Origin of the sequence: Streptomyces sp. NPDC091271 (assembly GCF_044757505.1) — a bacterium.
GTDB lineage: Bacteria > Actinomycetota > Actinomycetes > Streptomycetales > Streptomycetaceae > Streptomyces.
Map to the genome: position 1 here is coordinate 13578 of NZ_JBIVVD010000003.1, position 22193 is coordinate 35770.

The 22193-nt window shown below is 70.8% G+C and carries 14 protein-coding genes; 8 read left to right on the plus strand and 6 right to left on the minus strand.

What is annotated here, in order from left to right; all coding sequences use genetic code 11:
• Window positions 1-14 precede the first annotated feature (14 nt).
• Window positions 15-767 carry a response regulator gene (locus tag ACIQM3_RS11890; protein ID WP_401622473.1) on the plus strand — a complete coding sequence of 251 codons (753 nt, stop codon included), beginning with the start codon at window positions 15-17 and terminating at the stop codon, window positions 765-767.
• A 23-nt stretch (window positions 768-790) separates the two neighbouring features.
• Here the strand turns inward: ACIQM3_RS11890 and ACIQM3_RS11895 are convergent, their stop codons facing one another.
• Both ACIQM3_RS11895 and ACIQM3_RS11900 read right to left on the minus strand, forming a co-directional pair.
• Complete coding sequence (locus tag ACIQM3_RS11895; RefSeq protein WP_401622474.1) at window positions 791-1966, minus strand: winged helix-turn-helix domain-containing protein; 1176 nt, start codon at window positions 1964-1966, stop codon at window positions 791-793.
• Between the two features lie 10 nt (window positions 1967-1976).
• On the minus strand, window positions 1977-2567 hold the full coding sequence (locus ACIQM3_RS11900) for a GNAT family N-acetyltransferase (protein ID WP_401622477.1): 591 nt from the start codon (window positions 2565-2567) through the stop codon (window positions 1977-1979).
• A 241-nt stretch (window positions 2568-2808) separates the two neighbouring features.
• On the opposite strand from ACIQM3_RS11900, the gene secA reads away from it, so the two are divergent.
• A complete protein-coding gene (gene secA, locus ACIQM3_RS11905; protein WP_401622480.1) occupies window positions 2809-5631 on the plus strand; it encodes a preprotein translocase subunit SecA in 2823 nt (940 codons plus the stop codon).
• Between the two features lie 253 nt (window positions 5632-5884).
• Here secA and ACIQM3_RS11910 read toward each other — a convergent pair whose 3' ends face one another.
• Window positions 5885-6301 carry an Rv3235 family protein gene (locus tag ACIQM3_RS11910; protein ID WP_401622483.1) on the minus strand — a complete coding sequence of 139 codons (417 nt, stop codon included), beginning with the start codon at window positions 6299-6301 and terminating at the stop codon, window positions 5885-5887.
• A 281-nt stretch (window positions 6302-6582) separates the two neighbouring features.
• Between ACIQM3_RS11910 and ACIQM3_RS11915 the strand changes: the two genes are divergently transcribed.
• From ACIQM3_RS11915 to ACIQM3_RS11925, 3 genes are all read left to right on the plus strand, one after another.
• The gene (locus ACIQM3_RS11915) at window positions 6583-7089 is read left to right on the plus strand and encodes a DUF6912 family protein (protein WP_401622486.1); all 507 of its coding nucleotides are present in this window, start codon (window positions 6583-6585) and stop codon (window positions 7087-7089) included.
• A 63-nt stretch (window positions 7090-7152) separates the two neighbouring features.
• The gene (locus ACIQM3_RS11920; protein ID WP_401622489.1) at window positions 7153-7824 is read left to right on the plus strand and encodes an HAD family hydrolase; all 672 of its coding nucleotides are present in this window, start codon (window positions 7153-7155) and stop codon (window positions 7822-7824) included.
• Between the two features lie 384 nt (window positions 7825-8208).
• Window positions 8209-13242, plus strand: a complete 5034-nt coding sequence (locus ACIQM3_RS11925) for an NAD-glutamate dehydrogenase (protein WP_401622492.1) — start codon at window positions 8209-8211, stop codon at window positions 13240-13242.
• A gap of 88 nt (window positions 13243-13330) precedes the next feature.
• Here ACIQM3_RS11925 and ACIQM3_RS11930 read toward each other — a convergent pair whose 3' ends face one another.
• Together ACIQM3_RS11930 and ACIQM3_RS11935 are read right to left on the minus strand one after the other, a co-directional pair.
• On the minus strand, window positions 13331-14131 hold the full coding sequence (locus ACIQM3_RS11930) for an ABC transporter ATP-binding protein (protein WP_401512176.1): 801 nt from the start codon (window positions 14129-14131) through the stop codon (window positions 13331-13333).
• Window positions 14124-15065 carry an ABC transporter permease gene (locus ACIQM3_RS11935; protein ID WP_401622495.1) on the minus strand — a complete coding sequence of 314 codons (942 nt, stop codon included), beginning with the start codon at window positions 15063-15065 and terminating at the stop codon, window positions 14124-14126. The genes ACIQM3_RS11930 and ACIQM3_RS11935 overlap by 8 nt, the downstream gene beginning before the upstream one ends.
• 144 nt (window positions 15066-15209) lie before the next feature.
• Between ACIQM3_RS11935 and ACIQM3_RS11940 the strand changes: the two genes are divergently transcribed.
• Window positions 15210-15815: a TetR/AcrR family transcriptional regulator gene (locus ACIQM3_RS11940; RefSeq protein WP_187355758.1), complete on the plus strand. Its 606-nt coding sequence runs from the start codon at window positions 15210-15212 to the stop codon at window positions 15813-15815.
• A 4-nt stretch (window positions 15816-15819) separates the two neighbouring features.
• Here the strand turns inward: ACIQM3_RS11940 and ACIQM3_RS11945 are convergent, their stop codons facing one another.
• A complete protein-coding gene (locus ACIQM3_RS11945; RefSeq protein ID WP_401622498.1) occupies window positions 15820-19251 on the minus strand; it encodes a CDP-glycerol glycerophosphotransferase family protein in 3432 nt (1143 codons plus the stop codon).
• Window positions 19252-19351: 100 nt separating this feature from the next.
• On the opposite strand from ACIQM3_RS11945, the gene ACIQM3_RS11950 reads away from it, so the two are divergent.
• A complete protein-coding gene (locus ACIQM3_RS11950; protein WP_401622501.1) occupies window positions 19352-21361 on the plus strand; it encodes a CDP-glycerol glycerophosphotransferase family protein in 2010 nt (669 codons plus the stop codon).
• 91 nt (window positions 21362-21452) lie between these two features.
• Entirely contained in the window at window positions 21453-22187 is a 735-nt protein-coding gene (locus ACIQM3_RS11955; RefSeq protein ID WP_401622504.1) for a methyltransferase domain-containing protein, read from the plus strand.
• Window positions 22188-22193 lie beyond the last annotated feature (6 nt).

Genomic DNA, 22193 nt, shown 5'->3' on the forward strand with positions numbered 1-22193 from the left:
CAGGGGGAGGAACGATGGCGGACACCTTCGGGCCCGTGCGCGTGACGAACGATGCCGGCGGCACTGCCGGTGCGGACTCCGTTGCGGACGACGGCAGTTCCCGCAAGGAACCCATCAGGGTTCTTGTGGTGGACGACCATGCGCTGTTCCGCAGAGGTCTGGAGATCGTCCTCGCGCAGGAGGAGGACATCCAGGTCGTCGGAGAGGCGGGCGACGGGGCGGAAGCGGTCGACAAGGCGGCTGACCTGCTGCCCGACATCGTGCTGATGGACGTGAGGATGCCCAAGCGGGGCGGCATCGAGGCCTGCACCTCCATCAAGGAGGTGGCCCCCAGTGCGAAGATCATCATGCTGACGATCAGCGATGAGGAGGCCGACCTCTACGAGGCGATCAAGGCGGGCGCCACCGGCTATCTGCTCAAGGAGATCTCGACCGACGAGGTGGCCACGGCCATTCGCGCGGTGGCGGACGGCCAGTCCCAGATCAGCCCGTCGATGGCCTCCAAACTGCTCACCGAGTTCAAGTCGATGATTCAGCGCACCGACGAGCGCAGGCTCGTCCCCGCGCCGCGGCTCACCGAGCGGGAGCTGGAAGTGCTCAAACTCGTGGCCACAGGCATGAACAACCGTGATATCGCCAAGGAATTGTTCATTTCCGAGAACACGGTGAAGAACCACGTCCGCAATATCCTGGAGAAGCTCCAGCTGCACTCCCGGATGGAAGCCGTGGTCTATGCCATGCGGGAGAAGATCCTCGAGATCAGGTAGCGGGAGGGCGCGGTCCGTCCGGCCTATGCGAGGGCGCGGGCGATTTCCGCCATGAGCGGCTCGCGCAGTTCCGCTGCGCCGACGCGCTCCAGTCGCACATCCGTGCAGCCGACCCAGGACGCCGCCTCCACGAGGGCCTCGGCCATGGGCGCCACGGACTTCCCGCCGTCCAGGGACACCTGGCGGGCGACCAGCGTGGCTCCGTCCCTGGCCGGATCGACCCGGCCCTGCAGCCTGCCGCCGGCCAGCAGCGGCATCGCGAAGTAGCCGTGGATCCGCTTGGGCCTGGGGACGTACGCCTCGAGGCGATGGGTGAAGCCGAAGATCCGCTCCGTGCGCGCCCGTTCCCAGATCAGTGAGTCGAAGGGGGACAGCAGCGTCGTACGGTGCCGCCCGCGCGGCTCCGAGGCGAGGGCCTCCGGGTGGGCCCAGGCAGGCTTCGCCCAGCCCCGCACCGAGACCGGCACCAGACCGGAGTCCGCCACCACGGCGTCGAACTGCTCGGCCTTGAGCCGGTGGTAGTCGGCGATGTCCGCCCGGGTACCCACGCCCAGCGACCGTCCCGCCAGGGCGACCAGTCGGCGCAGGCACTCCGTGTCGTCCAGGTCGTCGTGGAGCACGGCGTCCGGGATCGCGCGCTCGGCCAGGTCGTAGACCCGCTTCCAGCCGCGCCGCTCGGTGCACACCACCTCGCCGAACATCAGGGCCCGCTCCACGGCGACCTTGGACGCGGACCAGTCCCACCACTCCCCGCCGTTCTTCGCGCCGCCGAGCTCGGTCGCCGTCAGCGGTCCCTCGGCGCGCAGCTGTTTGATCACCGTCTCGTACGCGCCGTCGGGCAGGTCGTGGTTCCAGTGGGGGCGGGCCCGGTAGGCGCGGCGGCGGAACGCGAAGTGCGGCCACTCCTCGACGGGCAGGACACAGGCGGCGTGCGACCAGTACTCGAACGAGCGGCCGCCCGACCAGTAGGCCTCGTCGACCGCGCGGCGGCCGAGCGCGCCGAGGCGGGCGTACGGCACGAGCTCGTGCGATCTGGCCAGGACCGAGATGGTGTCGAGCTGGACCGCTCCGAGACGGCGCAGCACTCCCGGGACCCCGCCCCGGCGGTCCGGGGCGCCCAGGAGGCCCTGGGCGCGCAGGGCGATGCGGCGCGCCTGGTCGGCGGAGATTTCCAGGACGGGCGGCGGCACGGACGTCATGTGTCGAACCCTAGAGCGCGCCACTGACATCGGGGGCCGGACGGTAGGGATGGGTGCCGGGCAGTCCCAGATCGGCCGGGAGCAGCGCGGCGTTCCACGTGTCGCGCCGTATCCCCTTGTTGAACAGGGCGGACCGCTGGTCACCCTCCATGCGGAAGCCCGCACGCAGAGCGACCGCCCGGGACGGGGTGTTGCCGATCTCGGTCCGCCACTCGACGCGGTCCGCGGCGAGGGTGGTGAAAGCCCAGCGGGCCACCTCCATCAGCGCTTCCGTCGCGTAACCGGTGCCGCGGTGCTCCTTGGCCGTCCAGAAGCCCACCTCGTACGTGCCCGGCAGGACGCGGCGCATGACGCCGAGCGCGCCGACGAGCTGCCCGTCGTCCCGCCGTAGTACCGCGAAGTTGTACGTCGTGTCCTCCTGCCAGCCCGCGGGCGAGAGCTTCCCGGTGAAGAGCTCCGCGTCGGCACGGGTGTACGGCGAGGGGACAACTGTCCACCGCTGGATGTCGGGGTCCTGGCACGCGGTGTGGACCGCGTCCGCGTCCTCGGGCGCGAAGGGGCGCATGAGCAGGCGTTCTGTGGTGAGCGTGGTGGGTTCCATGCATGGATTCTGGTGACGGGGAGCACGGGACGCGAGCACTTTTCGGTGCTTCCCGGCACCTTCCGTCCACTCCGGCCGTTGTCCTGGAAGGGCGCGGTGGGGAGAACGCGGCGGCAGCCCTCCCGGCGTGGCGGGGTCCTCGCTTACGATGGCCGTTGCGGTGGGGCCCACCTGCCGTGCCCGCGCCAGAGTCCATCACACGACCCAGTGCCAGGCCCGACCGGCAAGGAGACCAGCCTCAGTGTCCGTCTTCAACAAGCTCATGCGTGCAGGCGAAGGCAAGATCCTGCGCAAACTGCACCGCATCGCGGACCAGGTCAGCTCCATCGAAGAGGACTTCGTCAACCTCTCCGACGCCGAGCTGCGGGCGCTCACCGACGAGTACAAACAACGGTACGCGGACGGCGAGAGCCTGGACGACCTGCTTCCCGAAGCATTCGCGACCGTCCGTGAGGCCGCCAAGCGCGTTCTCGGACAGCGCCACTACGACGTCCAGATGATGGGCGGTGCCGCCCTGCACCTCGGCTATGTGGCCGAGATGAAGACCGGTGAGGGCAAGACCCTCGTCGGTACCCTGCCCGCGTATCTCAACGCGCTCTCCGGCAAGGGCGTGCACCTGATCACGGTCAACGACTACCTGGCCGAGCGCGACTCCGAGATGATGGGCCGGGTGCACAAGTTCCTCGGCCTCGAGGTCGGCTGCATCATCGCCAACATGACTCCGGCCCAGCGCCGCGAGCAGTACGCCTGCGACATCACGTACGGCACGAACAACGAGTTCGGTTTCGACTACCTCCGCGACAACATGGCGTGGTCCCAGGACGAGCTCGTCCAGCGCGGCCACAACTTCGCCATCGTCGACGAGGTCGACTCGATCCTGGTCGACGAGGCCCGTACCCCGCTGATCATCTCCGGCCCGGCCGACCAGGCCACCAAGTGGTACGGCGACTTCGCCAAGCTGGTCACGCGTCTCACCAGGGGTGAGGCGGGCAACCCGCTGAAGGGCCTCGAGGAGACCGGCGACTACGAGGTCGACGAGAAGAAGCGGACCGTGGCCATCCACGAGCCCGGCGTCTCCAAGGTCGAGGACTGGCTCGGGATCGACAACCTCTACGAGTCGGTGAACACCCCGCTCGTCGGTTACCTGAACAACGCGATCAAGGCCAAGGAGCTCTTCAAGAACGACAAGGACTACGTCGTCATCGACGGCGAAGTCATGATCGTCGACGAGCACACCGGCCGTATCCTCGCCGGCCGCCGCTACAACGAGGGCATGCACCAGGCCATCGAGGCGAAGGAAGGGGTGGACATCAAGGACGAGAACCAGACGCTCGCCACGATCACCCTGCAGAACTTCTTCCGTCTGTACGGCAAGCTCTCCGGCATGACCGGTACGGCGATGACCGAGGCGGCCGAGTTCCACCAGATCTACAAGCTCGGCGTCGTGCCGATCCCGACGAACCGGCCCATGGTCCGCGCCGACCAGTCGGACCTGATCTACCGCACCGAGGTCGCGAAGTTCGCCGCGGTCGTCGACGACATCGCGGAGAAGCACGAGAAGGGTCAGCCGATCCTGGTCGGCACGACCTCCGTCGAGAAGTCCGAGTACCTCTCGCAGCAGCTGTCGAAGCGCGGTGTGCAGCACGAGGTCCTCAACGCCAAGCAGCACGACCGGGAAGCGCCGATCATCGCCCAGGCCGGCCGTAAGGGTGCCGTCACGGTCGCGACGAACATGGCCGGCCGCGGTACGGACATCAAGCTGGGCGGGAACCCCGACGACCTGGCCGAGGCGGACCTGCGTCAGCGCGGACTCGACCCGGTCGAGCACGTCGAGCAGTGGGCGGCCGCGCTGCCCGCGGCGCTGGAGAAGGCCGAGCAGGCCGTCAAGGCCGAGCACGACGAGGTCAAGGAGCTCGGCGGGCTCTACGTCCTGGGCACCGAGCGGCACGAGTCGCGGCGTATCGACAACCAGCTGCGCGGTCGTTCCGGCCGTCAGGGCGACCCGGGTGAGTCCCGGTTCTACCTGTCGCTGGGCGACGACCTGATGCGGCTGTTCAAGGCGCAGATGGTCGAGCGCGTCATGTCGATGGCGAACGTGCCCGACGACGTCCCCATCGAGAACAAGATGGTGACCCGGGCGATCGCCTCCGCGCAGTCGCAGGTCGAGCAGCAGAACTTCGAGACGCGTAAGAACGTCCTGAAATACGACGAGGTGCTCAACCGGCAGCGTGAGGTCATCTACGGCGAGCGTCGCCGCGTCCTGGAGGGCGAGGATCTGCAGGACCAGATCCGCCACTTCATGGACGACACGATCGACGACTACATCCGGCAGGAGACGGCCGAGGGCTTCGCGGAGGAGTGGGACCTCGACCGGCTGTGGGGCGCCTTCAAGCAGCTCTACCCGGTGAAGGTCACGGTCGAGGAGCTCGAGGAGGCCGCGGGCGACCTGGCCGGCGTGACCGCCGACTTCATCGCCGAATCGGTCAAGGACGACATCCACGAGCAGTACGCGGAGCGGGAGAAGACGCTCGGCTCGGACATCATGCGTGAGCTCGAGCGGCGCGTGGTCCTCTCGGTCCTGGACCGCAAGTGGCGTGAGCACCTCTACGAGATGGACTACCTCCAGGAGGGCATCGGCCTCCGTGCCATGGCGCAGAAGGACCCGCTGGTCGAGTACCAGCGCGAGGGCTTCGACATGTTCAACGCCATGATGGAGGGCATCAAGGAGGAGTCCGTCGGCTACCTGTTCAACCTGGAGGTCCAGGTCGAGCAGCAGGTCGAGGAGGTTCCGGTGCAGGAGGGCGCGACCTCGCTGGAGAAGCAGGACGCGCCGGTGGCGGCCGCGGCCGGGCGCCCGGAGATCCGGGCCAAGGGCCTGGACGCTCCGCAGCGTCCTGACCGGCTGCACTTCTCCGCCCCCACGGTGGACGGGGAGGGCGGCGTCGTCGAGGGCGACTTCTCCAACGGGGACGGTGACGGTGCGCCCTCCGAGGGGGACGGGATGACGCGTGCGGAGCGCCGTAAGGCGCAGAAGAGCGCGAGTGGGCGGCGCCGTAAGAAGTAGCGCGGCTCGCCACCTGGCCCGGACACCTTCGTGGTGTCCGGGCCAGGTGCGTTTCGTGGCCTTCTGCGGCGCTTTCCGGGGCCGGGGGTGAGGCCGGGGCCTTCCCGGGCCTTCCGGGGGCCGAGGGGCGCTCCTATGGCCCTCCGGGGCCGCTGTGCGGCTCTGGTGCGGTGTGTCCTCGGTCCCCAGACGCTGTTCGGGGGACCCCCCCAGGACGCCCAGGACGGGCTTGAACGGCAAGCCCGTCCTGGGGTCATCTGACGGCTGGGAGACGCTCGCCGCCCAGGTCGATCGCGGCGCAGCGCCAGCGGAGGTCGGGGCCCTGCTCCAGGCGGAAGGCCATGGCGCGGACCTGCTCGCCCGTGGCGATGCTGGCGAAGGCCTCGACCACGCCGTCGGCCGGCCGGGTGCCGTGGCAGGTGCGTACGACCGGGCGCCGGCAGCCCGCGCCGAGCGGGGCGTCAGGGGCGAGTTCGCCGAGCTGGTCGTAGGCCTCGCCGATGGTGTGGCCCAGCATCCAGTGCACCGGGCGCTGGCCGCTGAGGACGGCGAGCAGGCGTTCCGCGAACCACTGGTGCGGGCGCAGCGGCCGTCGGGGCCGTTGCGGCGGTACCGTGCCCGGCCTGCTGCTGTCGCGTCGTCCGGCCGGCCTCGTCCTGTCCTTGCTCATGCTCGTAGCCCCCGTGGCTGCTGTCCGGCGCCCGGATGAGTACCGGGCGGTAACTTTTGCTGTGGATCTTCTACGGGGCCGGTCGCCGGCCCCGCAACCGGCGGCCGGGGCCGGTCGGGCACCCGGCGAGATCACCTATCCGGGTGATGGGCCCCTGGCCGCAAGGGAACGGCGGGGGTGACGGCCGTCGCGCTGTGGACAGCGACGGGCGGATCGGTCGCCCCGAAGGGGGACGTCGCACGTATCCTGAGGGCGTCCATCGACTACGAAAGCGGCCAGCCATGCGCGTGTACGTCCCCCTGACCCTCTCCGGTCTTGCCTCGGTGCACAGGGCGGGCGAGGTCGGTCCGGGGCCCCTCACCGCTTATGCCGTGACGCCCGGTCTGCGCGAGTGGTACGTCTCCGACGACATCGAGGAGCTGGAGTACGCGGCGCTCAACCGGGCCGCTTCCGCCTCGCTGCGGCTGATCGCGGGCCGGCCGGAGGAGACCAGGCGCCGGGTCGTCGTCGCCCTCGACGTGCCGGACGGGGCGGCGGTCGCCGATCCGGACCACGTCCTGGACGCGTCCTCGCTCGGCGAGGTGCGGATCGCGCACGCGGTGGCGCTGTCGAAGGCCGCAGCCGTGCATGTGGACGCCGACGACGCGGAGAAGGACGTCGACGCGGCGGCCGCGGCGCTGGGGGCGGCGGACCTCGGCGACGACGACGCCCAGTTCACCGTGGACGGCGCGGAGGACCACGAGCTGCTGTGGTTCGGGATCCAGGAGATCCCCGGCCTGATCGCCTGACCGGCCGGGCGCACGGCCACCTGTGCCCGGGTGACTGTCGTACCGGGCGAGTATTTTCTACTCATGGCGACATCGGGGAAGCACCGGACACATCTGGTCTGGGACTGGAACGGCACACTGCTCGACGACATCCAAGCGGTCCTCGGGGCGTCGAACGCCGCCTTCGCGGAGGTCGACCTGGAGCCGCTCACGCTGGACCAGTACCGCGAGATGTACTGCGTGCCGATACCCAAGTTCTACGAGCGGCTCATGGGCAGGCTCCCCACTCCCGCCGAGTGGGAGCGGATGGACGGCCTCTTCCACCGTCACTACACCGAGCGGCGGACGGCCTGCGGACTGACCGAGGGCGTCGAGGAGTTGCTGGCCCGGTGGCAGCGCGGGGGCCGCAGCCAGTCGCTGCTCAGCATGTACGGCCATGAGCACCTGGTCCCGGTGGTGCGGGGATATGGCATCGAGCGTCATTTCGTACGCGTCGACGGCCGTACGGGCCCCTCCGGCGGCAGCAAGGCCCAGCACATGGAGCGTCACTTCGAGGTGCTCGGGGGCATAGCCCCCGAATCCGCCGTGGTCATCGGTGACGCGGTGGACGACGCCGTGGCAGCGGCCCATGTCGGCGCGCGTGCCGTGCTCTACACCGGGGGTTCGCACAGCCGCAGCAGCCTGGAGGCGGTGGGCGTGCCCGTGGTGGACACGCTGGCCGAGGCGGTCGCGCTGGCCGAGCTGATGGCGGACTGAGCGGATCTGCTCGCCTGTGTGTCCTTTGTGTGTCCGTACGTGCAGCAAAGATTCGGTGCGATGTCCAGAGTGTCAAAGTTCGGGGTCTTCTTTTGTACATATGCGGCTCATGACGGTTGTGGGTGCAGGAGGGATAGCCTGGTGCGGTGATCAGCGCGATACGCCTCGGGGGCAGCGAAGCCCCCGGCCTGCGCCCGGAGTGCCACAGCACCCGGGCGATGCGTGATCTCCGCGTCCCGGGCCCTCCGCCGAAAATGGCCGATATGGTCCCGGACATCTCCCCAGGCGGCATAGCGTCGAGTCAGACCGGAAACCCCGCGTCGTGGCGGTACGTCGCCTTCTTCACCTACGTCACGCAACGGCGCGCGACAGGAGCCAGAGGACATGCAGACCAAGCTGGACGAAGCAAAGGCCGAGCTGCTCGCAAGGGCGGCCCGGGTAGCTGACAACAGTCCGGGCGGTGGTGTCGGTGGCCCGGGAGGTGGCCTCCGGGTGCACCTTGCCGACGGGACCGGCGGCGAAGCAGAGGAAGCCGCCGAGGCCGGCCCGGACGGGCGGTCGGGCAACAGGACGCTGCTCGCCTATCTCCAGCGCTACTACCTGCACACCGCTCCGGAGGACGTCAGCGACCGCGATCCGGTCGACATCTTCGGGGCCGCTTCCTCGCACTACCGTCTCGCCGAGAACCGCCCGCAGGGCACCGCGAACGTCCGGGTGCACACCCCGACCGTCGAGGAGAACGGCTGGACGAACAGCCACTCCGTCGTCGAGGTCGTCACCGACGACATGCCCTTCCTGGTCGACTCGGTCACCAACGAGCTGTCCCGGCAGGGCCGCGGCATCCACCTCGTGATCCACCCTCAGGTCGTCGTCCGGCGCGATGTCGCCGGCAAGCTGATCGAGGTGTTCGCCGACCCGGCCAGGAACAACGGGGCGAAGCGCTCCGGAGGCCGTAAGGAGCCCGGGGCCGAGCTGCCGCACGACGCGCTCGTCGAGTCCTGGATCCACGTCGAGATCGACCGGGAGACGGACCGCGCGGACCTGAAGCAGATCACCGCCGATCTGCTGCGTGTCCTGTCCGACGTACGGGAGACCGTCGAGGACTGGGAGAAGATGCGCGACGCCGCCCTGCGGATCGCCGACGGCCTCCCCTCGGAGCCGCTCGACGAGCTGGACGACGACGAGGTCGAGGAGGCCCGTGAGCTGCTGCGCTGGCTGGCCGCCGACCACTTCACCTTCCTCGGGTACCGGGAGTACGAGCTCCGTGAGTCCGACGCGCTGACGGCCGTTCCCGGCACCGGTCTGGGAATTCTGCGCTCCGACCCGAAGCACGCCGAGGACGAGGCGCATCCGGTGAGCCCGTCCTTCGACCGGCTGCCCGCGGACGCCCGCGCCAAGGCCAGGGAGCACAAGCTCCTCGTGCTGACGAAGGCGAACAGCAGGGCGACCGTGCACCGTCCCAGCTACCTGGACTACGTCGGGGTGAAGAAGTTCGACGCCGACGGCAATGTCGTCGGTGAGCGTCGCTTCCTCGGTCTGTTCTCCTCCGCCGCGTACACCGAGTCGGTGCGCCGGGTGCCCGTGGTGCGCCGCAAGGTCGCCGAGGTGCTGGAGGGCGCCGGCTTCACGCCCAACAGCCACGACGGCCGCGACCTGCTCCAGATCCTGGAGACCTACCCGCGCGACGAGCTCTTCCAGACGCCCGTCGACCAGCTGCGCTCCATCGTCACCTCCGTGCTGTACCTCCAGGAGCGGCGCCGACTGCGGCTCTACCTGCGCCAGGACGAGTACGGGCGCTACTACTCCGCCCTCGTCTACCTGCCGCGTGACCGCTACACCACCGGCGTGAGGCTCCGCCTGATCGACATCCTCAAGGAGGAACTGGGCGGCACCAGCGTCGACTTCACCGCCTGGAACACGGAGTCGATCCTCTCCCGGCTGCACTTCGTCGTCCGGGTCCCGCCGGGCACCGAGCTCCCGCACCTCACCGACGCGGACGCGGACCGCATCGAGGCCCGCCTCGTCGAGGCCGCCCGCTCCTGGGCCGACGGATTCCAGGAGGCGCTGGGCGCCGAGTGCGGCGAGGAGCGCGCCGCCGAGCTGCTGCGCCGTTACGCGCACTCGTTCCCCGAGGGCTACAAGGCCGACCATTCGCCGCGCGCCGCCGTGGCCGACCTGGTCCACCTCGAAGAGCTCAAGAGCGAGCGCCAGGCCTTCGCGCTCAGCCTGTACGAGCCGGTCGGGGCCGCCCCGGCCGAGCGCAGGTTCAAGATCTACCGGATCGGTGAGCAGGTCTCGCTCTCCGCCGTCCTCCCCGCGCTCCAGCGGCTCGGTGTGGAGGTCGTCGACGAACGTCCGTACGAGCTGCGCTGCGCCGACGGCACGCACGCCTGGGTCTACGACTTCGGGCTGCGCCTGCCGACGAAGGCCACGGGCAACGGTGACTACCTCGCCGACGACGCCCGGGACCGCTTCCAGAAGGCCTTCGCGGCCATCTGGACCGGCGAGGCGGAGAACGACGGCTTCAACTCCCTGGTGCTGGGCGCCGGCCTCGACTGGCGTCAGGCCATGGTGCTGCGCGCCTACGCGAAGTACCTGCGCCAGGCGGGTTCCACCTTCAGCCAGGACTACATGGAGGACACCCTCCGCAACAACGTCCACACCACTCGGCTCCTGGTCTCCCTCTTCGAGGCCCGGATGTCCCCGGCCCGCCAGAAGGCCGGCACGGAGCTGACGGACGGTCTGCTGGAGGAGCTGGACGGGGCCCTCGACCAGGTCGCCTCGCTGGACGAGGACCGGATCCTGCGGTCCTTCCTCACGGTCATCAAGGCCACGCTGCGGACCAACTACTTCCAGCTGGCCGACGACCACGAGCCGCACAACTACGTCTCGATGAAGTTCGATCCGCAGGCCATCCCGGATCTTCCGGCGCCGCGCCCGGCGTACGAGATCTGGGTCTACTCGCCGCGCGTCGAGGGCGTCCACCTGCGCTTCGGGAAGGTCGCCCGCGGTGGTCTGCGCTGGTCGGACCGGCGGGAGGACTTCCGTACGGAGATCCTCGGCCTGGTCAAGGCGCAGATGGTCAAGAACACCGTGATCGTGCCGGTGGGCGCCAAGGGCGGGTTCGTCGCCAAGCAGCTGCCGGACCCGGCCGTGGACCGTGACGCCTGGCTCGCCGAGGGCATCGCCTGCTACAAGATCTTCATCTCGGCGCTGCTGGACATCACCGACAACATGGTGACGGGCGAGGTGGTGCACCCGGCGGAGGTCGTCCGTCACGACGAGGACGACACCTATCTCGTCGTCGCCGCCGACAAGGGGACCGCGAGCTTCTCCGACATCGCCAACGACGTCGCCGTCGCGTACGGCTTCTGGCTGGGTGACGCGTTCGCGTCCGGCGGGTCGGCCGGCTACGACCACAAGGGCATGGGCATCACCGCCCGCGGTGCCTGGGAGTCCGTGAAGCGGCACTTCCGCGAGCTGGGCCACGACACCCAGACCGAGGACTTCACCGTCGTCGGCGTCGGCGACATGTCCGGTGACGTCTTCGGCAACGGGATGCTGCTCTCCGAGCACATCCGGCTGGTGGCGGCCTTCGACCACCGGCACATCTTCATCGACCCGAATCCGGATGCCGCGACCTCGTACGCCGAGCGGCGCCGCCTGTTCGACCTGCCGCGCAGCTCCTGGGCGGACTACAACAAGGACCTGCTGTCCGCGGGCGGAGGCATCCACCCGCGTTCCGCCAAGTCGATCCCGGTCAACGCGCACATCCGCGCGGCGCTCGGCATCGACTCGAAGGTCACGAAGATGACGCCCGCCGAGCTGATGCAGAACATCCTCAAGGCGTCGGTCGACCTCGTGTGGAACGGCGGCATCGGTACGTACATCAAGTCGACGGCCGAGTCGAACGCCGACGTCGGCGACAAGGCCAACGACGCGATCCGGGTCAACGGCGCGGAGCTGCGGGCCCGTGTCGTCGGTGAGGGCGGCAACCTCGGGGCCACCCAGCTCGGCCGGATCGAGTTCGCCCGGGCCGGCGGCCGGATCAACACCGACGCGATCGACAACAGCGCCGGTGTGGACACCTCCGACCACGAGGTGAACATCAAGATCCTGCTCAACGGTCTGGTCCGCGAGGGCGACATGACCGTGAAGCAGCGCAACAAGGTGCTCGCGGACATGACCGACGAGGTCGGACAGCTCGTGCTGCGCAACAACTACGCGCAGAACGTCGCGCTCTCCAACGCCTGCGCCCAGGCGCCGTCGCTCCTCCACGCCCACCAGCGCTTCATGCGCAGGCTCGGCCGCGAGGGGCACCTGGACCGGGCCCTGGAGTTCCTGCCGAACGACCGTCAGATCCGTGAGCTGCTGAACCACGGCAAGGGGCTCAGCCAGCCGGAACTGGCCGTGCTGATCGCCTACACGAAGATCACGGCGGCCGAGGAGCTGATCTCCACCAGCCTGCCGGACGACGCGCATCTGCAGAAGCTGGTGCACGCCTACTTCCCGAAGCAGCTGAGCGAGCGGTTCCCCGAGGCGGTCGACGGGCATGCGCTGCGTCGCGAGATCATCACGACGGTGCTGGTCAACGACACGGTGAACAGCGGTGGTTCGACGTTCCTGCACCGGCTGCGTGAGGAGACGGGGGCGTCGCTCGAGGAGATCGTGCGGGCGCAGTTCGCCGCCCGCGAGATCTTCGGCCTCTCCGGGGTGTGGGACGCCGTGGAGGCGCTCGACAACACGGTGGCCGCCGACGTGCAGACCCGGATCCGGTTGCACTCGCGCCGGCTCGTCGAGCGCGGCTCCCGCTGGCTGCTCGGCAACCGGCCGCAGCCGGTCGGGATCGCGGAGACCATCGAGTTCTTCCGGGACGGCGTCGAACGCGTCTGGAGCGAGCTGCCGAAGCTCCTGCGGGGTGCCGACATCGAGTGGTACCAGTCGATCCTCGACGAGCTCACCGCCGTGGGCGTCCCGGCCGAGCTGGCGGGCCGGGTGGCGGGATTCTCGTCGGCCTTCCCGGCGCTGGACATCGTGGCGATCGCCGATCGCACGGGCAAGGACCCGCTGGCCGTCGCCGAGGTGTACTACGACCTCGCCGACCGGTTGGGGATCACCCAGCTGATGGACCGGATCATCGAGCTGCCGCGGGGCGACCGGTGGCAGTCCATGGCCCGCGCCTCCATCCGCGAGGATCTGTACGCCGCTCACGCCGCGCTCACGTCGGACGTGCTGTCCGTCGGCAACGGCACGTCGTCGCCGGAGCAGCGGTTCAAGGCCTGGGAGGAGAAGAACGCGGCGATCCTGGCGCGTTCGCGCGCCACCCTGGAGGAGATCCGGGGGTCGGAGTCCTTCGACCTGGCGAACCTGTCGGTGGCGATGCGGACGATGCGGACGCTGCTGCGCACGCACGCCTGACCCGGAGAGGCCGGCGGGCCGCGACACATCCGTCCGCCGGACGGGCCTCATCGGCCCGTCCGGCGGACGGCGTCACGGCGTCACCGCGTCATTTCTTGGGCTGCTTGGGCTTCGCGGGCCCGGTGAACTCCTCGTACGCGGCCACGACCTCCTTGGCCGGCCCGTCCATCCGCAGGGTGCCCGCCTCCAGCCAGATCGCCCGGTCGCAGGTGTCGGTGATCGACCTGTTGCTGTGGCTGACGAGGAAGACCGTGCCGGCCTCCTCGCGGAGCTCCATGATCCGGTCCTTGCTGCGCCGCTGGAACTTCGCGTCTCCGGTGGACAGCGCCTCGTCGATCAGCAGCACGTCGTGGCTCTTGGCGGCGGCGATGGAGAAGCGGAGCCTGGCGCCCATGCCGGAGGAGTAGGTCCGCATGGGCAGGGTGATGAAGTCGCCCTTCTCGTTGATGCCGGAGAAGTCGACGATGTCCTGGTAGCGCTCACGGATCTGTTCGCGCGTCATGCCCATGGCCAGGCCGCCGAGCACGACGTTGCGCTCCCCGGTCAGGTCGCTCATCAGGGCGGCGTTCACGCCGAGCAGCGAGGGCTGGCCCTGGGTGTGGACCCGCCCCTTCGACGCGGGCAGCAGTCCCGCGATCGCCTTGAGGAGCGTCGACTTCCCGGATCCGTTGGAGCCGATCAGGCCGATGGCCTCGCCCTTGTACGCGGCGAAGCTGACGCCCTTCACCGCGTGCACCTGGCGTGCGCCCCGAGGCTGCCGGCGCGACACGATCCTGTTGAGGGCGGAGGTGGCGCTGCCCTTTCCGGTGCGGGCGCCGTTCACCGTGTAGGTGATGTGGACGTCGTCGACGACGACGGTGGGCACACGGGTGTCGAGGGTGTCAGCCACGTCCGTACCTCTCCTCGGCCTTCCAGAAGTACACGAATCCGCCGATGCCGCAGACGAGCGCCCAGGCCGTCGCCAGGGCCCACACGTGCGGGGGCAGCTGTGCACCGGTGAAGCTGTCGATCAGGGCGTAGCGCATGAGGTCGATGTAGATGGCCGCCGGGTTGCACTCAAGTGCCAGCAGGACGAGCCGCGGCACCCGGTCGGCGGTGAGCAGGGTGTCGAGGCTCCACATGACGCCCGACGCGTACATCCAGGTGCGCAGGATGAAGGGCGTCAGCTGGGCGATGTCGGGGGTCTTGGCGGCCAGCCGGGCCATGACCATCGAGATGCCGGTGTTGAACAGGGCCTGCAGGGCGAGCGCGGGGATCGCGAGCAGCCAGGACGGCCGCGGGTACTGGCCGAACACGAGGAGGATCAGGAAGAGCGCGCCCAGCGAGAACAGCAGCTGCTGGAGCTGCTGGATGGCCAGGGCGATCGGCAGGGAGGCGCGCGGGAAGTGCAGGGCCCGGACGAGTCCGGTGTTGCCGCTGATGGCCCGGGTGCCGGCCGTGATCGAGCTGGCGGTGAAGGTCCAGATGAAGACGCCGGTGACGAGGAACGGCACGTAGTCGGGGACTCCGTGCTTGGTGTTCATCAGGACGCCGAAGATGAAGTAGTAGACCGTCGCGTTGAGCAGCGGGGTCATGATCTGCCAGATCTGGCCGAGCTTCGCCTGGCTGTACTGCGCGGTCAGCTTGGCCGTGGCGAAGGCCGTGATGAAGTGCCTCCGCCCCCAGAGCTGCCGGACGTACGCGCCGAGCGTGGGCCGCGCCCCGCTGACGTTCAGCCCGTGCCGGGCCGCGAGGGCGGCCAGCTCGCCGGGTTCGTACACGGGGAGGAGGGGGGCTGGAGATGCGGTGTCCACCGGGGCCGGCGGGGCTGCTGTCTGGCTCACCACGGTCGCTTTCGACGGGGGGCGGGGGATCAGGGCGGACGGATCCGGCTCGATGGGACGGAACCGTATCGTCGCAACGCTGAGAGTAGGACGTTTGTACGTCGCAACGCAACCGTTTCGTCGTTACGGTCTATCATTCGGCCCATGACCACCCAACGGCGAACCGGGCGCCGCACCCCGGCAGGTGCCGCGGTGCTGCGGGAGGACGTGACCGACGCGATCCGCGGCGCCGTCTTCGAGGAGCTGGCCGCCGTGGGATTCGCACGGATGTCGATCGAGGGCATCGCCCGGCGCGCGGGGGTGGGCAAGACCGCCGTCTACCGCCGCTGGAAGTCCAAGCTGCATCTCGTCCTGGACCTGGTCGCGGCCGTCGCCGCGCAGGGCATGCCGGCGCCGGCGACGGGTTCGCTGTACGGGGATGTGCGCGCCGTGCTGGAACTGGCCGCGTACGCCCTGCGCCACCCCGTCGCCTCGCAGGTGATCCCCGACCTGCTGGTCGAGGCGGCCCGCAACCCGGAGATCTCCGACGCCATCAAGGCGGCCCTGCTGGACCAGCAGCAAGGGGTGGCCGCCGTGGTCGTGCGGGCGGCGGTGGCACGCGGTGAACTGCCCGAGGGCAGCGATCCCGACCGGGCCCTGGACCTCATCGTCGGCCCGCTGTACTGGCGCCTCGTCGTCGTGCGGGGCGATCTGCCCAAGGGATACCTCGACGACCTCGCGGCCTCGGCGGTCCGGGCGCTCAAGGCCTGACGGTTCAGGGCCTGACGGGGCGCGACCTGGCGTCACGAGGCATGACGAGCCGCGGCGAGCCGGAGCCCTCGTCGAGCAGCCGGTCCGCGACGCGGCGGGCGGCGTCGCCGTCGGCCGGCCCGCAGTAGTCGCGCCGGAAGCTCTCGTACGCCTCCGCGTGGACGTCCGCCGAAGCCGGTGCTGCCCGCAGCGCCTGAGCCACCTCCTGGGTGGTAACGAGCAGCGGCCCGGGGGCCCGGGTCTCGAAGTCCAGGCAGAAGCCCCGCACGGTGTCCCGGTAGTGCTCCAGGTCGTACGTGTGGAAGAGCATCGGACGGCCGGTGTGCGCGAAGCCGAACGCCAGGCCCGAGTAGTCGGTGACCAGCACATCGGCGATCAGGAGGAGCTCGGTGGAGTCGGGGTGCGAGGACACATCACGCAGGGCGGGGTGCGCCGGGACGCTGCCCGTCACCCGGGGATGCCTGCGGACCAGCACGGTGGTGCTGCCGTCCAGCGACCGCGCCAGCGCGGGCAGGTCGAGCGCCGGATCCCAGCGGTACAGGGGGGAGGAGCCCGCGGGAACGACGGCCGGCGGGTGGGCTAGGTGGTCGCGGTAGGTCGGCGCGTACAGCACCACGCGGTGGCCCTCCGGGATGCCCAGCCGCCGGCGTACCCGTTCGGCCGTCCTGTCCCGGCCGGGTGCGGACAGCAGGTCGTCGGCCGGGGAGCCCGCCTCCAGCACCTCGCCGCGGTAGGCCAGGGCGCGGCGGAGATGCGCGGTGGCGAAGGCGCTGGGGGAGACCAGGACCGACCACTGGGCGGATCGGTGCTCCAGCGTCGCGAGGTGCTGGTGGTCGGCGTACAGGGTGCCGGTGAGGTCCAGGCCGAACCGGCCGAGCGGGGAGTCGGGCCAGATCTGCACGACCGTCTGGTCGGGGCGGCGCTGGAACCACGCGGGCAGCTGACCTGCCGCCACGATCCGGCGGGCCCGCGCCAGCGCCTCGTACCAGGCAGTGCTGTGCGCCACCACGGGGACCGCGGTGGACGGGACGCGGGTCGCGGCCCCTGGGGAGCCGTCGGTGACCCACAGGTGCTCGGCATCGGTGCCCCGGCGCACGAGCTCGGCATGCACGGCGCGCGGGGAGCCCTCCCCGGTGTAGAGCACGACGTCCCGGAGCGGCAGCCGGCGTTGCGCCGGGTGGTGAGCCGTCCGCAGAACCCCCTGGCGGTACGCGCTCCGCTCCGTGTCGTCGAGCGCCGGCGCACAGTGCACGGTCAGCCGGTCACCGTGGCGGCGGTCGAGGCGGAAGCGGGCACCCGGGGCGCCCACCGGCAGGAGTGCGGCGAGCGCCGCCCCCACGCGCACGGGCCGGCCGTCCAGGAACACCTCCCAGTCGCCTTCGCGGGGAGGTGCCGCGAGCACGGCGGCGAAGCGGTCCCTCTCCCCTCCGGCGGGGACGGCCGGGGGGACGGCCACCGTCTCCCCGAGGGCGCCGTGCCGCAGTTCCAGAGCGCCGGTGCCGGTCCCCTCGATGCGCAGCCCACCGTCCGGAGCGGGCCCGGCGCGGTCCACGCGCGGCTCCCCGGAGACGTCCACCACCAGGTGGCCCGCCGCGTCCGCGAAGGCGGGCGGCGGCAGGTCCGGGGCTGCGGCGAGCGGCACGCGGACGCCGTCGGTCAGGAGCGCCGCCCGCCACCGTGCCCCGCCCCCCGGGGCGGGTTCGTGGGGCACGCCGGAGGCCGGTGCCGCCTCCGCGGCGAGGGCGGCGAGCGGGATACGGGCGCTGAAGCCACCCCCGTCGCCGCACGACACCGGGCAGACGTGCTCCGCGCCCCCCTCGCGGGTCAGGACGAGGGCCCTCGGCCGGGCGTCCCCGTACAGCCTGCCGGTCAGCTCCAGGGTGTCCGGTCCGCCGTCGTGGCCGGTGGCCACCGCGGGCAGCCGGGACACGGCCAGCTCCAGCCGGCCGTCCCGGTAGCCGAGCACCGCGCGCCTCCCTCCGCCCAGGTCGTGGACCAGCGGCTGCGCGGCCGCCGCCTCCACGGCCCGCACCGCCGCCCGCCGTACGACGCCGTGGCCGGCCACCACCACGCCCACCAGCCAGTTGCCCGGCCCCAGTCGCCCGGGGTCGAGGACCATGTCGAAGCCCGCGTGGTCGTAGCGGTGCAGCTCCTGACCCGAGTCGGCGGTCGCGCGGTCCGTCCGTACCGAGCGCACCGGGACGGCACGCGGCCGTCCGCCCCCCACCTCGCGCACCAGGCCCGCCTTCAGCGAGTGCCGGGCCGCCCGGGCCGGGAGGTTGCGGATGTACGCGTATCCGCGGAGCCGCAGCCTGCCGTCCTCGCCCCACGCCGACTCCACCAGCCGTGCCACGGCGGGCAGATCGCCCTTGCCGAGGCGCGCCGAGGCCCTGCCGCCGGCCCCCGGGTGTACGGCGCGCCGCCTTCCCGGCAGGCCCGCGACGGTGAACGTGCCCGTCCCGTTGGCCCGTTCGGACTCCAGGACCGCCAACAGATCGTCGACGCGGCGCTCACGCACCAGCTGCCAGCGGATGCGTGCCTCGGCGGGCAGTCCGGCCAGGGCCGCGTCGCCCGCCCGGTCGAGGAAGGCACCCGCGTCCGCCATGAACGCGGAGCGGTAGGCGGGCCCGCCCATCGGCAGCCCCTCCAGGAAGTACACGAAGTCGTCGCGCAGGCACGAGGCGTCGTAGCGCAGCCGCTGTGCGGCGTCGCGGTCCGCGAGGAAGGCGCTGACCTGTTCACAGGCGGCGATCCGGTCCCGCACGCCCCGGACGTCCGTACGCCGCCGGGTGATCGAGCCCTCCCGCACCCGCCAGTAGTAGACGTGTTCGCGCAGCACGTCCACCGTCCCGGCGAGGTAGTGCGCCGGGATCATCACCGGGGTGTCCTCGTAGAGCTTGCCCACCGGGAAGGTGAAGGCGTGCCGGTCCCAGAAGGAGCGCCGGAACACCTTGTTCCAGGCGACGCGGTCGGCCAGCAGCCGGGCATCGCGGGTGATGTGGGTGCGGGGGCGGTCGGTGGTCAGCCAGCGGTACTGCCAGGCCTGCTGCCTTCCCTGCTCGTTGAGCCGCCACACATTGCCCGTCGCCAGATCCGAGCCCGTCGACTCCAGGGATGCCAGCATCCGTTCGTACGCGTCGGGGACGAGGACGTCGTCGCTGTCGGCGAACGCCAGGTAGGGCACTCCGCCGGTGGTCCGGGCGATCCCCGTGTTGCGGGCGGCGCTCAGGCCCGCGTTGGGCTGATGGACGCAGCGGAAGCGGCCGTCCCGGGCGGCGAAGTCCTCCGCGATACGGCGGCTCCCGTCCGTAGAGCCGTCGTCGACGAGCACCACCTCGATGTCCTTCAGGGTCTGCCCGGCCAGCGAGACGAGGCACTCCTCCAGGTAGTCCTCGACGTTGTGCACCGGGACGACGACGCTGAGGAGTGGCTTCATGCACGGCTCAACCCGGGGGAGCGCCCCGGGTCACGCCACTGACCCGAACGGGTGACGATCCCTGGGGCCGGCCGTACGGTCACCATTACGCTCGGCTGCCATGCTGCTCACAGTCGTCGTGTCCGCCCACCGCGTTCAGGGATACCTGAGGGCGGCCCTGGAGTCCGTGACCGGGCAGCCGTCGGCGGAGGACGGGCGGACGGACCTGGAGCTGGTCGTGGTCTGCGCGCCCGACGGCGGGCTGGACCTCGCCATCGCACGGGAGTTCGCCGGGCGTGACCCCCGGGTGCGCGTGCTCGTCCCCGACGGCCCCTGGGACACGGGCGCGGCCCGCAACGCCGGTGCGGAGGCGGCGCGCGGGACCTACCTGCTCTTCCTCGACGGTGACGACCTGCTGCTCCCCGGAGCGGTGGCGGAGATCTCCGCCCGGCTGGCCGGGGAACGGCCCGACGTGCTGCGTCTGGGCCACGACCGGGTCGACTGGTGGGGCACGGCGGAGCCGGGTGACGCCCTCCCGGCCGCCCGGAACCAGCTCTTCCGCCGCGCCTTCTGGGACGCCCACCGGCTCCGCTTCACCGAGGGCCCGTACGACGACGTCGTGCCCGTCCACCGTGCGCACCTCCTCGCCTCCGACGCGGGCTCCGTCGCCTCGCTCGACCGGGCCTGCGTGCGCCACCGGGTGCGCCGTACCGGCACGTTCGACACGACACCGGGCCGCGCGCACTTCGCGGTCATCGACGCCTACGAGCGGCTGACCGCCGAGACCGGGGGCGACCCGCGGATCCCGGCCGCGCGCGTGGCGCACCTGACCGCCGTGCTCGACGACCCCGGCCGGATCGCACCGGGTGACCGCGCCGCCTTCTTCCGGGCGGCGGGGCTCCCCGGCCGGTACGCCGCCCACCGGGGCAGGGGAGCGGTCCGCGCCGTGCGTGCCCGGGCGCGAGGCGCCGCGCGCGCGGGCAGGAAGTCGCTGCGCGCCGGCGTGATGAGGGCCCTCTACCGCACCGACCTGCGCCGGCCGCTGGACCCCTGCCTCGCCGTCTACGGGGCTTACTGGAACAGGGGCGTCGCCTGCAATCCGGCCGCCGTCTACGCCAAGGCCCGCGAGCTGGTCCCGCACATCCGCGGCGTCTGGGTCGTCTCCTCGCGCCACCGCGACCGGATGCCGCCCGGAGTGCCGTACGTCATCGAGGGGTCCCGCGCCTACTGGCGGACGATGGCCACCGCGACGTACCTCGTCAACAACTCCAGCTTCCCCGGCGGCTTCACCAAACGGCCCGGCCAGGTCTACCTCCAGACCCACCACGGGACCCCGCTGAAGACGATGGGCCTGGACCAGCTCCCGTACCCCGCACTCACCAAGGGCGTCAGCTTCGAACGGATCGTCGCCCACACCGACCAGTGGGACTTCAGCCTCTCCGCCAACCCGCACAGCACCGAGGTCTGGGACCGGGTCTACCCGTCCTCGTACGAACAACTGCCGTACGGATACCCGCGCAACGACGTCCTGTGCAACGCCACAGCCGAGCAGACCGGCAAGATCCGTGCGGAGCTCGGCATCGCCCCCGGATCGACCGTGCTGCTGTACGCGCCGACCCACCGTGACTACCGGGAGGGCTTCCTCCCGCTGCTCGACCTGGAGCGTCTCGCGCGTGATCTGGGGCCCGGCTGTGTGCTGCTGGTGCGCGCCCACTACTTCTACGGGCGTTCGGCCGGGACAGCGGCGGGGGGCCGGGTCGTCGACGTCACCGGACATCCCGTCGTGGAAGAACTCTTCCTGGCCGCCGACGCGTTGATCACGGACTACTCGTCCCTGATGTTCGACTACGCCTGCCTGGACCGTCCGATCATCACCTACGTGCCCGACTGGGAGGCCTACCGGGCCGCCCGCGGCACCTACGTCGACCTGCTGTCCGGCCGCCCGGGAGACACCCCCGGGGCGGTCGCCACCACGGAGGAGGAGCTGCGCGAGGTGCTGGTGAGCGGAGCCTGGAGGTCCCAGGACGCCGACGCACTGCGCGCCGCCTTCCGCCGCCGCTTCTGCCCCTACGACGACGGGCGCGCGGCGGAGCGCGTGGTGCGCAAGGTCTTCCCGGTCCTTTCGAACTGAACACCGGCATCACCCGTACGGGGCGCTCCCTCCGAACGCCGCCGTCGTTGTGCTCAACAGCGCGCGCACACGGCAACGTTGGGAGAAGCTCATGCACCGGTCCGCCTACGAGCAGATGCAGCTCTGCATCGAGGAGTACCTGCCCAGGACCCGCAGGCACCGCGTCGTGGACCTCGGCTCCCGGATCTCCGGCAAGCAGACCCGGACCCACCGCGGGCTCCTGGGCGGCCACGACATCGACTACTTCGGGGTCGACGTCCTCGACGGCCCCAATGTCGACGCCGTCATGGAGCAGCCCTACCGGATCCCCGCGAAGTCGCGCAGCGCCGATGTGGTGCTGTCGGGCCAGGCGTTCGAGCACATCCCCTTCTTCTGGGTGTCGATGATGGAGATCGCCCGAGTGCTCAGGCCGGGTGGTTACGCCTTCATCACCGCGCCCTCGCGCGGCCACGCCCACGACGCGCAGGACTGCTGGCGCTACTACCCCGACGGCTTCCGTGCGATGGCCGCCCACTCCCGCCTCGAACTCTGCGAGGCGTACACGGACTTCCCGCCCGCCAACGGCATCTGGCACGACTACGCCTCCATCGACACCAAGGCCGCCTACTGGGGCGACTCCGTGGGCGTCTTCCGCCGGCCGCTGCCCCACCGCCGGCCGGTGACCCGGCTGAAGAACAGCCTGGCGGACCTCGCCGTGCGGGAGACGGCCGTGTGGTGGGCCAACCGGGCCGGCGGAGTGGACCGTGTGCCGCTGCCGCGCCCGCTGGACGGACGGGAGCGGTGCGGGCGTCCGGACAGCCGTACGGTCCCATCAACCACAGGTTGACGAAAG

Excerpts from the sequence above, each read along its gene's own strand:
- ACIQM3_RS11890 (WP_401622473.1), top strand. The coding sequence starts at position 15 with ATGGCGGACACCTTCGGGCCCGTGCGCGTGACGAACGATGCCGGCGGC.
- ACIQM3_RS11895 (WP_401622474.1), bottom strand. The coding sequence starts at position 1,966 with ATGACGTCCGTGCCGCCGCCCGTCCTGGAAATCTCCGCCGACCAGGCG.
- ACIQM3_RS11900 (WP_401622477.1), bottom strand. The coding sequence starts at position 2,567 with ATGGAACCCACCACGCTCACCACAGAACGCCTGCTCATGCGCCCCTTC.
- ACIQM3_RS11910 (WP_401622483.1), bottom strand. The coding sequence starts at position 6,301 with ATGAGCAAGGACAGGACGAGGCCGGCCGGACGACGCGACAGCAGCAGG.
- ACIQM3_RS11915 (WP_401622486.1), top strand. The coding sequence starts at position 6,583 with ATGCGCGTGTACGTCCCCCTGACCCTCTCCGGTCTTGCCTCGGTGCAC.
- ACIQM3_RS11920 (WP_401622489.1), top strand. The coding sequence starts at position 7,153 with ATGGCGACATCGGGGAAGCACCGGACACATCTGGTCTGGGACTGGAAC.
- ACIQM3_RS11925 (WP_401622492.1), top strand. The coding sequence starts at position 8,209 with ATGCAGACCAAGCTGGACGAAGCAAAGGCCGAGCTGCTCGCAAGGGCG.
- ACIQM3_RS11940 (WP_187355758.1), top strand. The coding sequence starts at position 15,210 with ATGACCACCCAACGGCGAACCGGGCGCCGCACCCCGGCAGGTGCCGCG.
- ACIQM3_RS11945 (WP_401622498.1), bottom strand. The coding sequence starts at position 19,251 with ATGAAGCCACTCCTCAGCGTCGTCGTCCCGGTGCACAACGTCGAGGAC.
- ACIQM3_RS11950 (WP_401622501.1), top strand. The coding sequence starts at position 19,352 with ATGCTGCTCACAGTCGTCGTGTCCGCCCACCGCGTTCAGGGATACCTG.
- ACIQM3_RS11955 (WP_401622504.1), top strand. The coding sequence starts at position 21,453 with ATGCACCGGTCCGCCTACGAGCAGATGCAGCTCTGCATCGAGGAGTAC.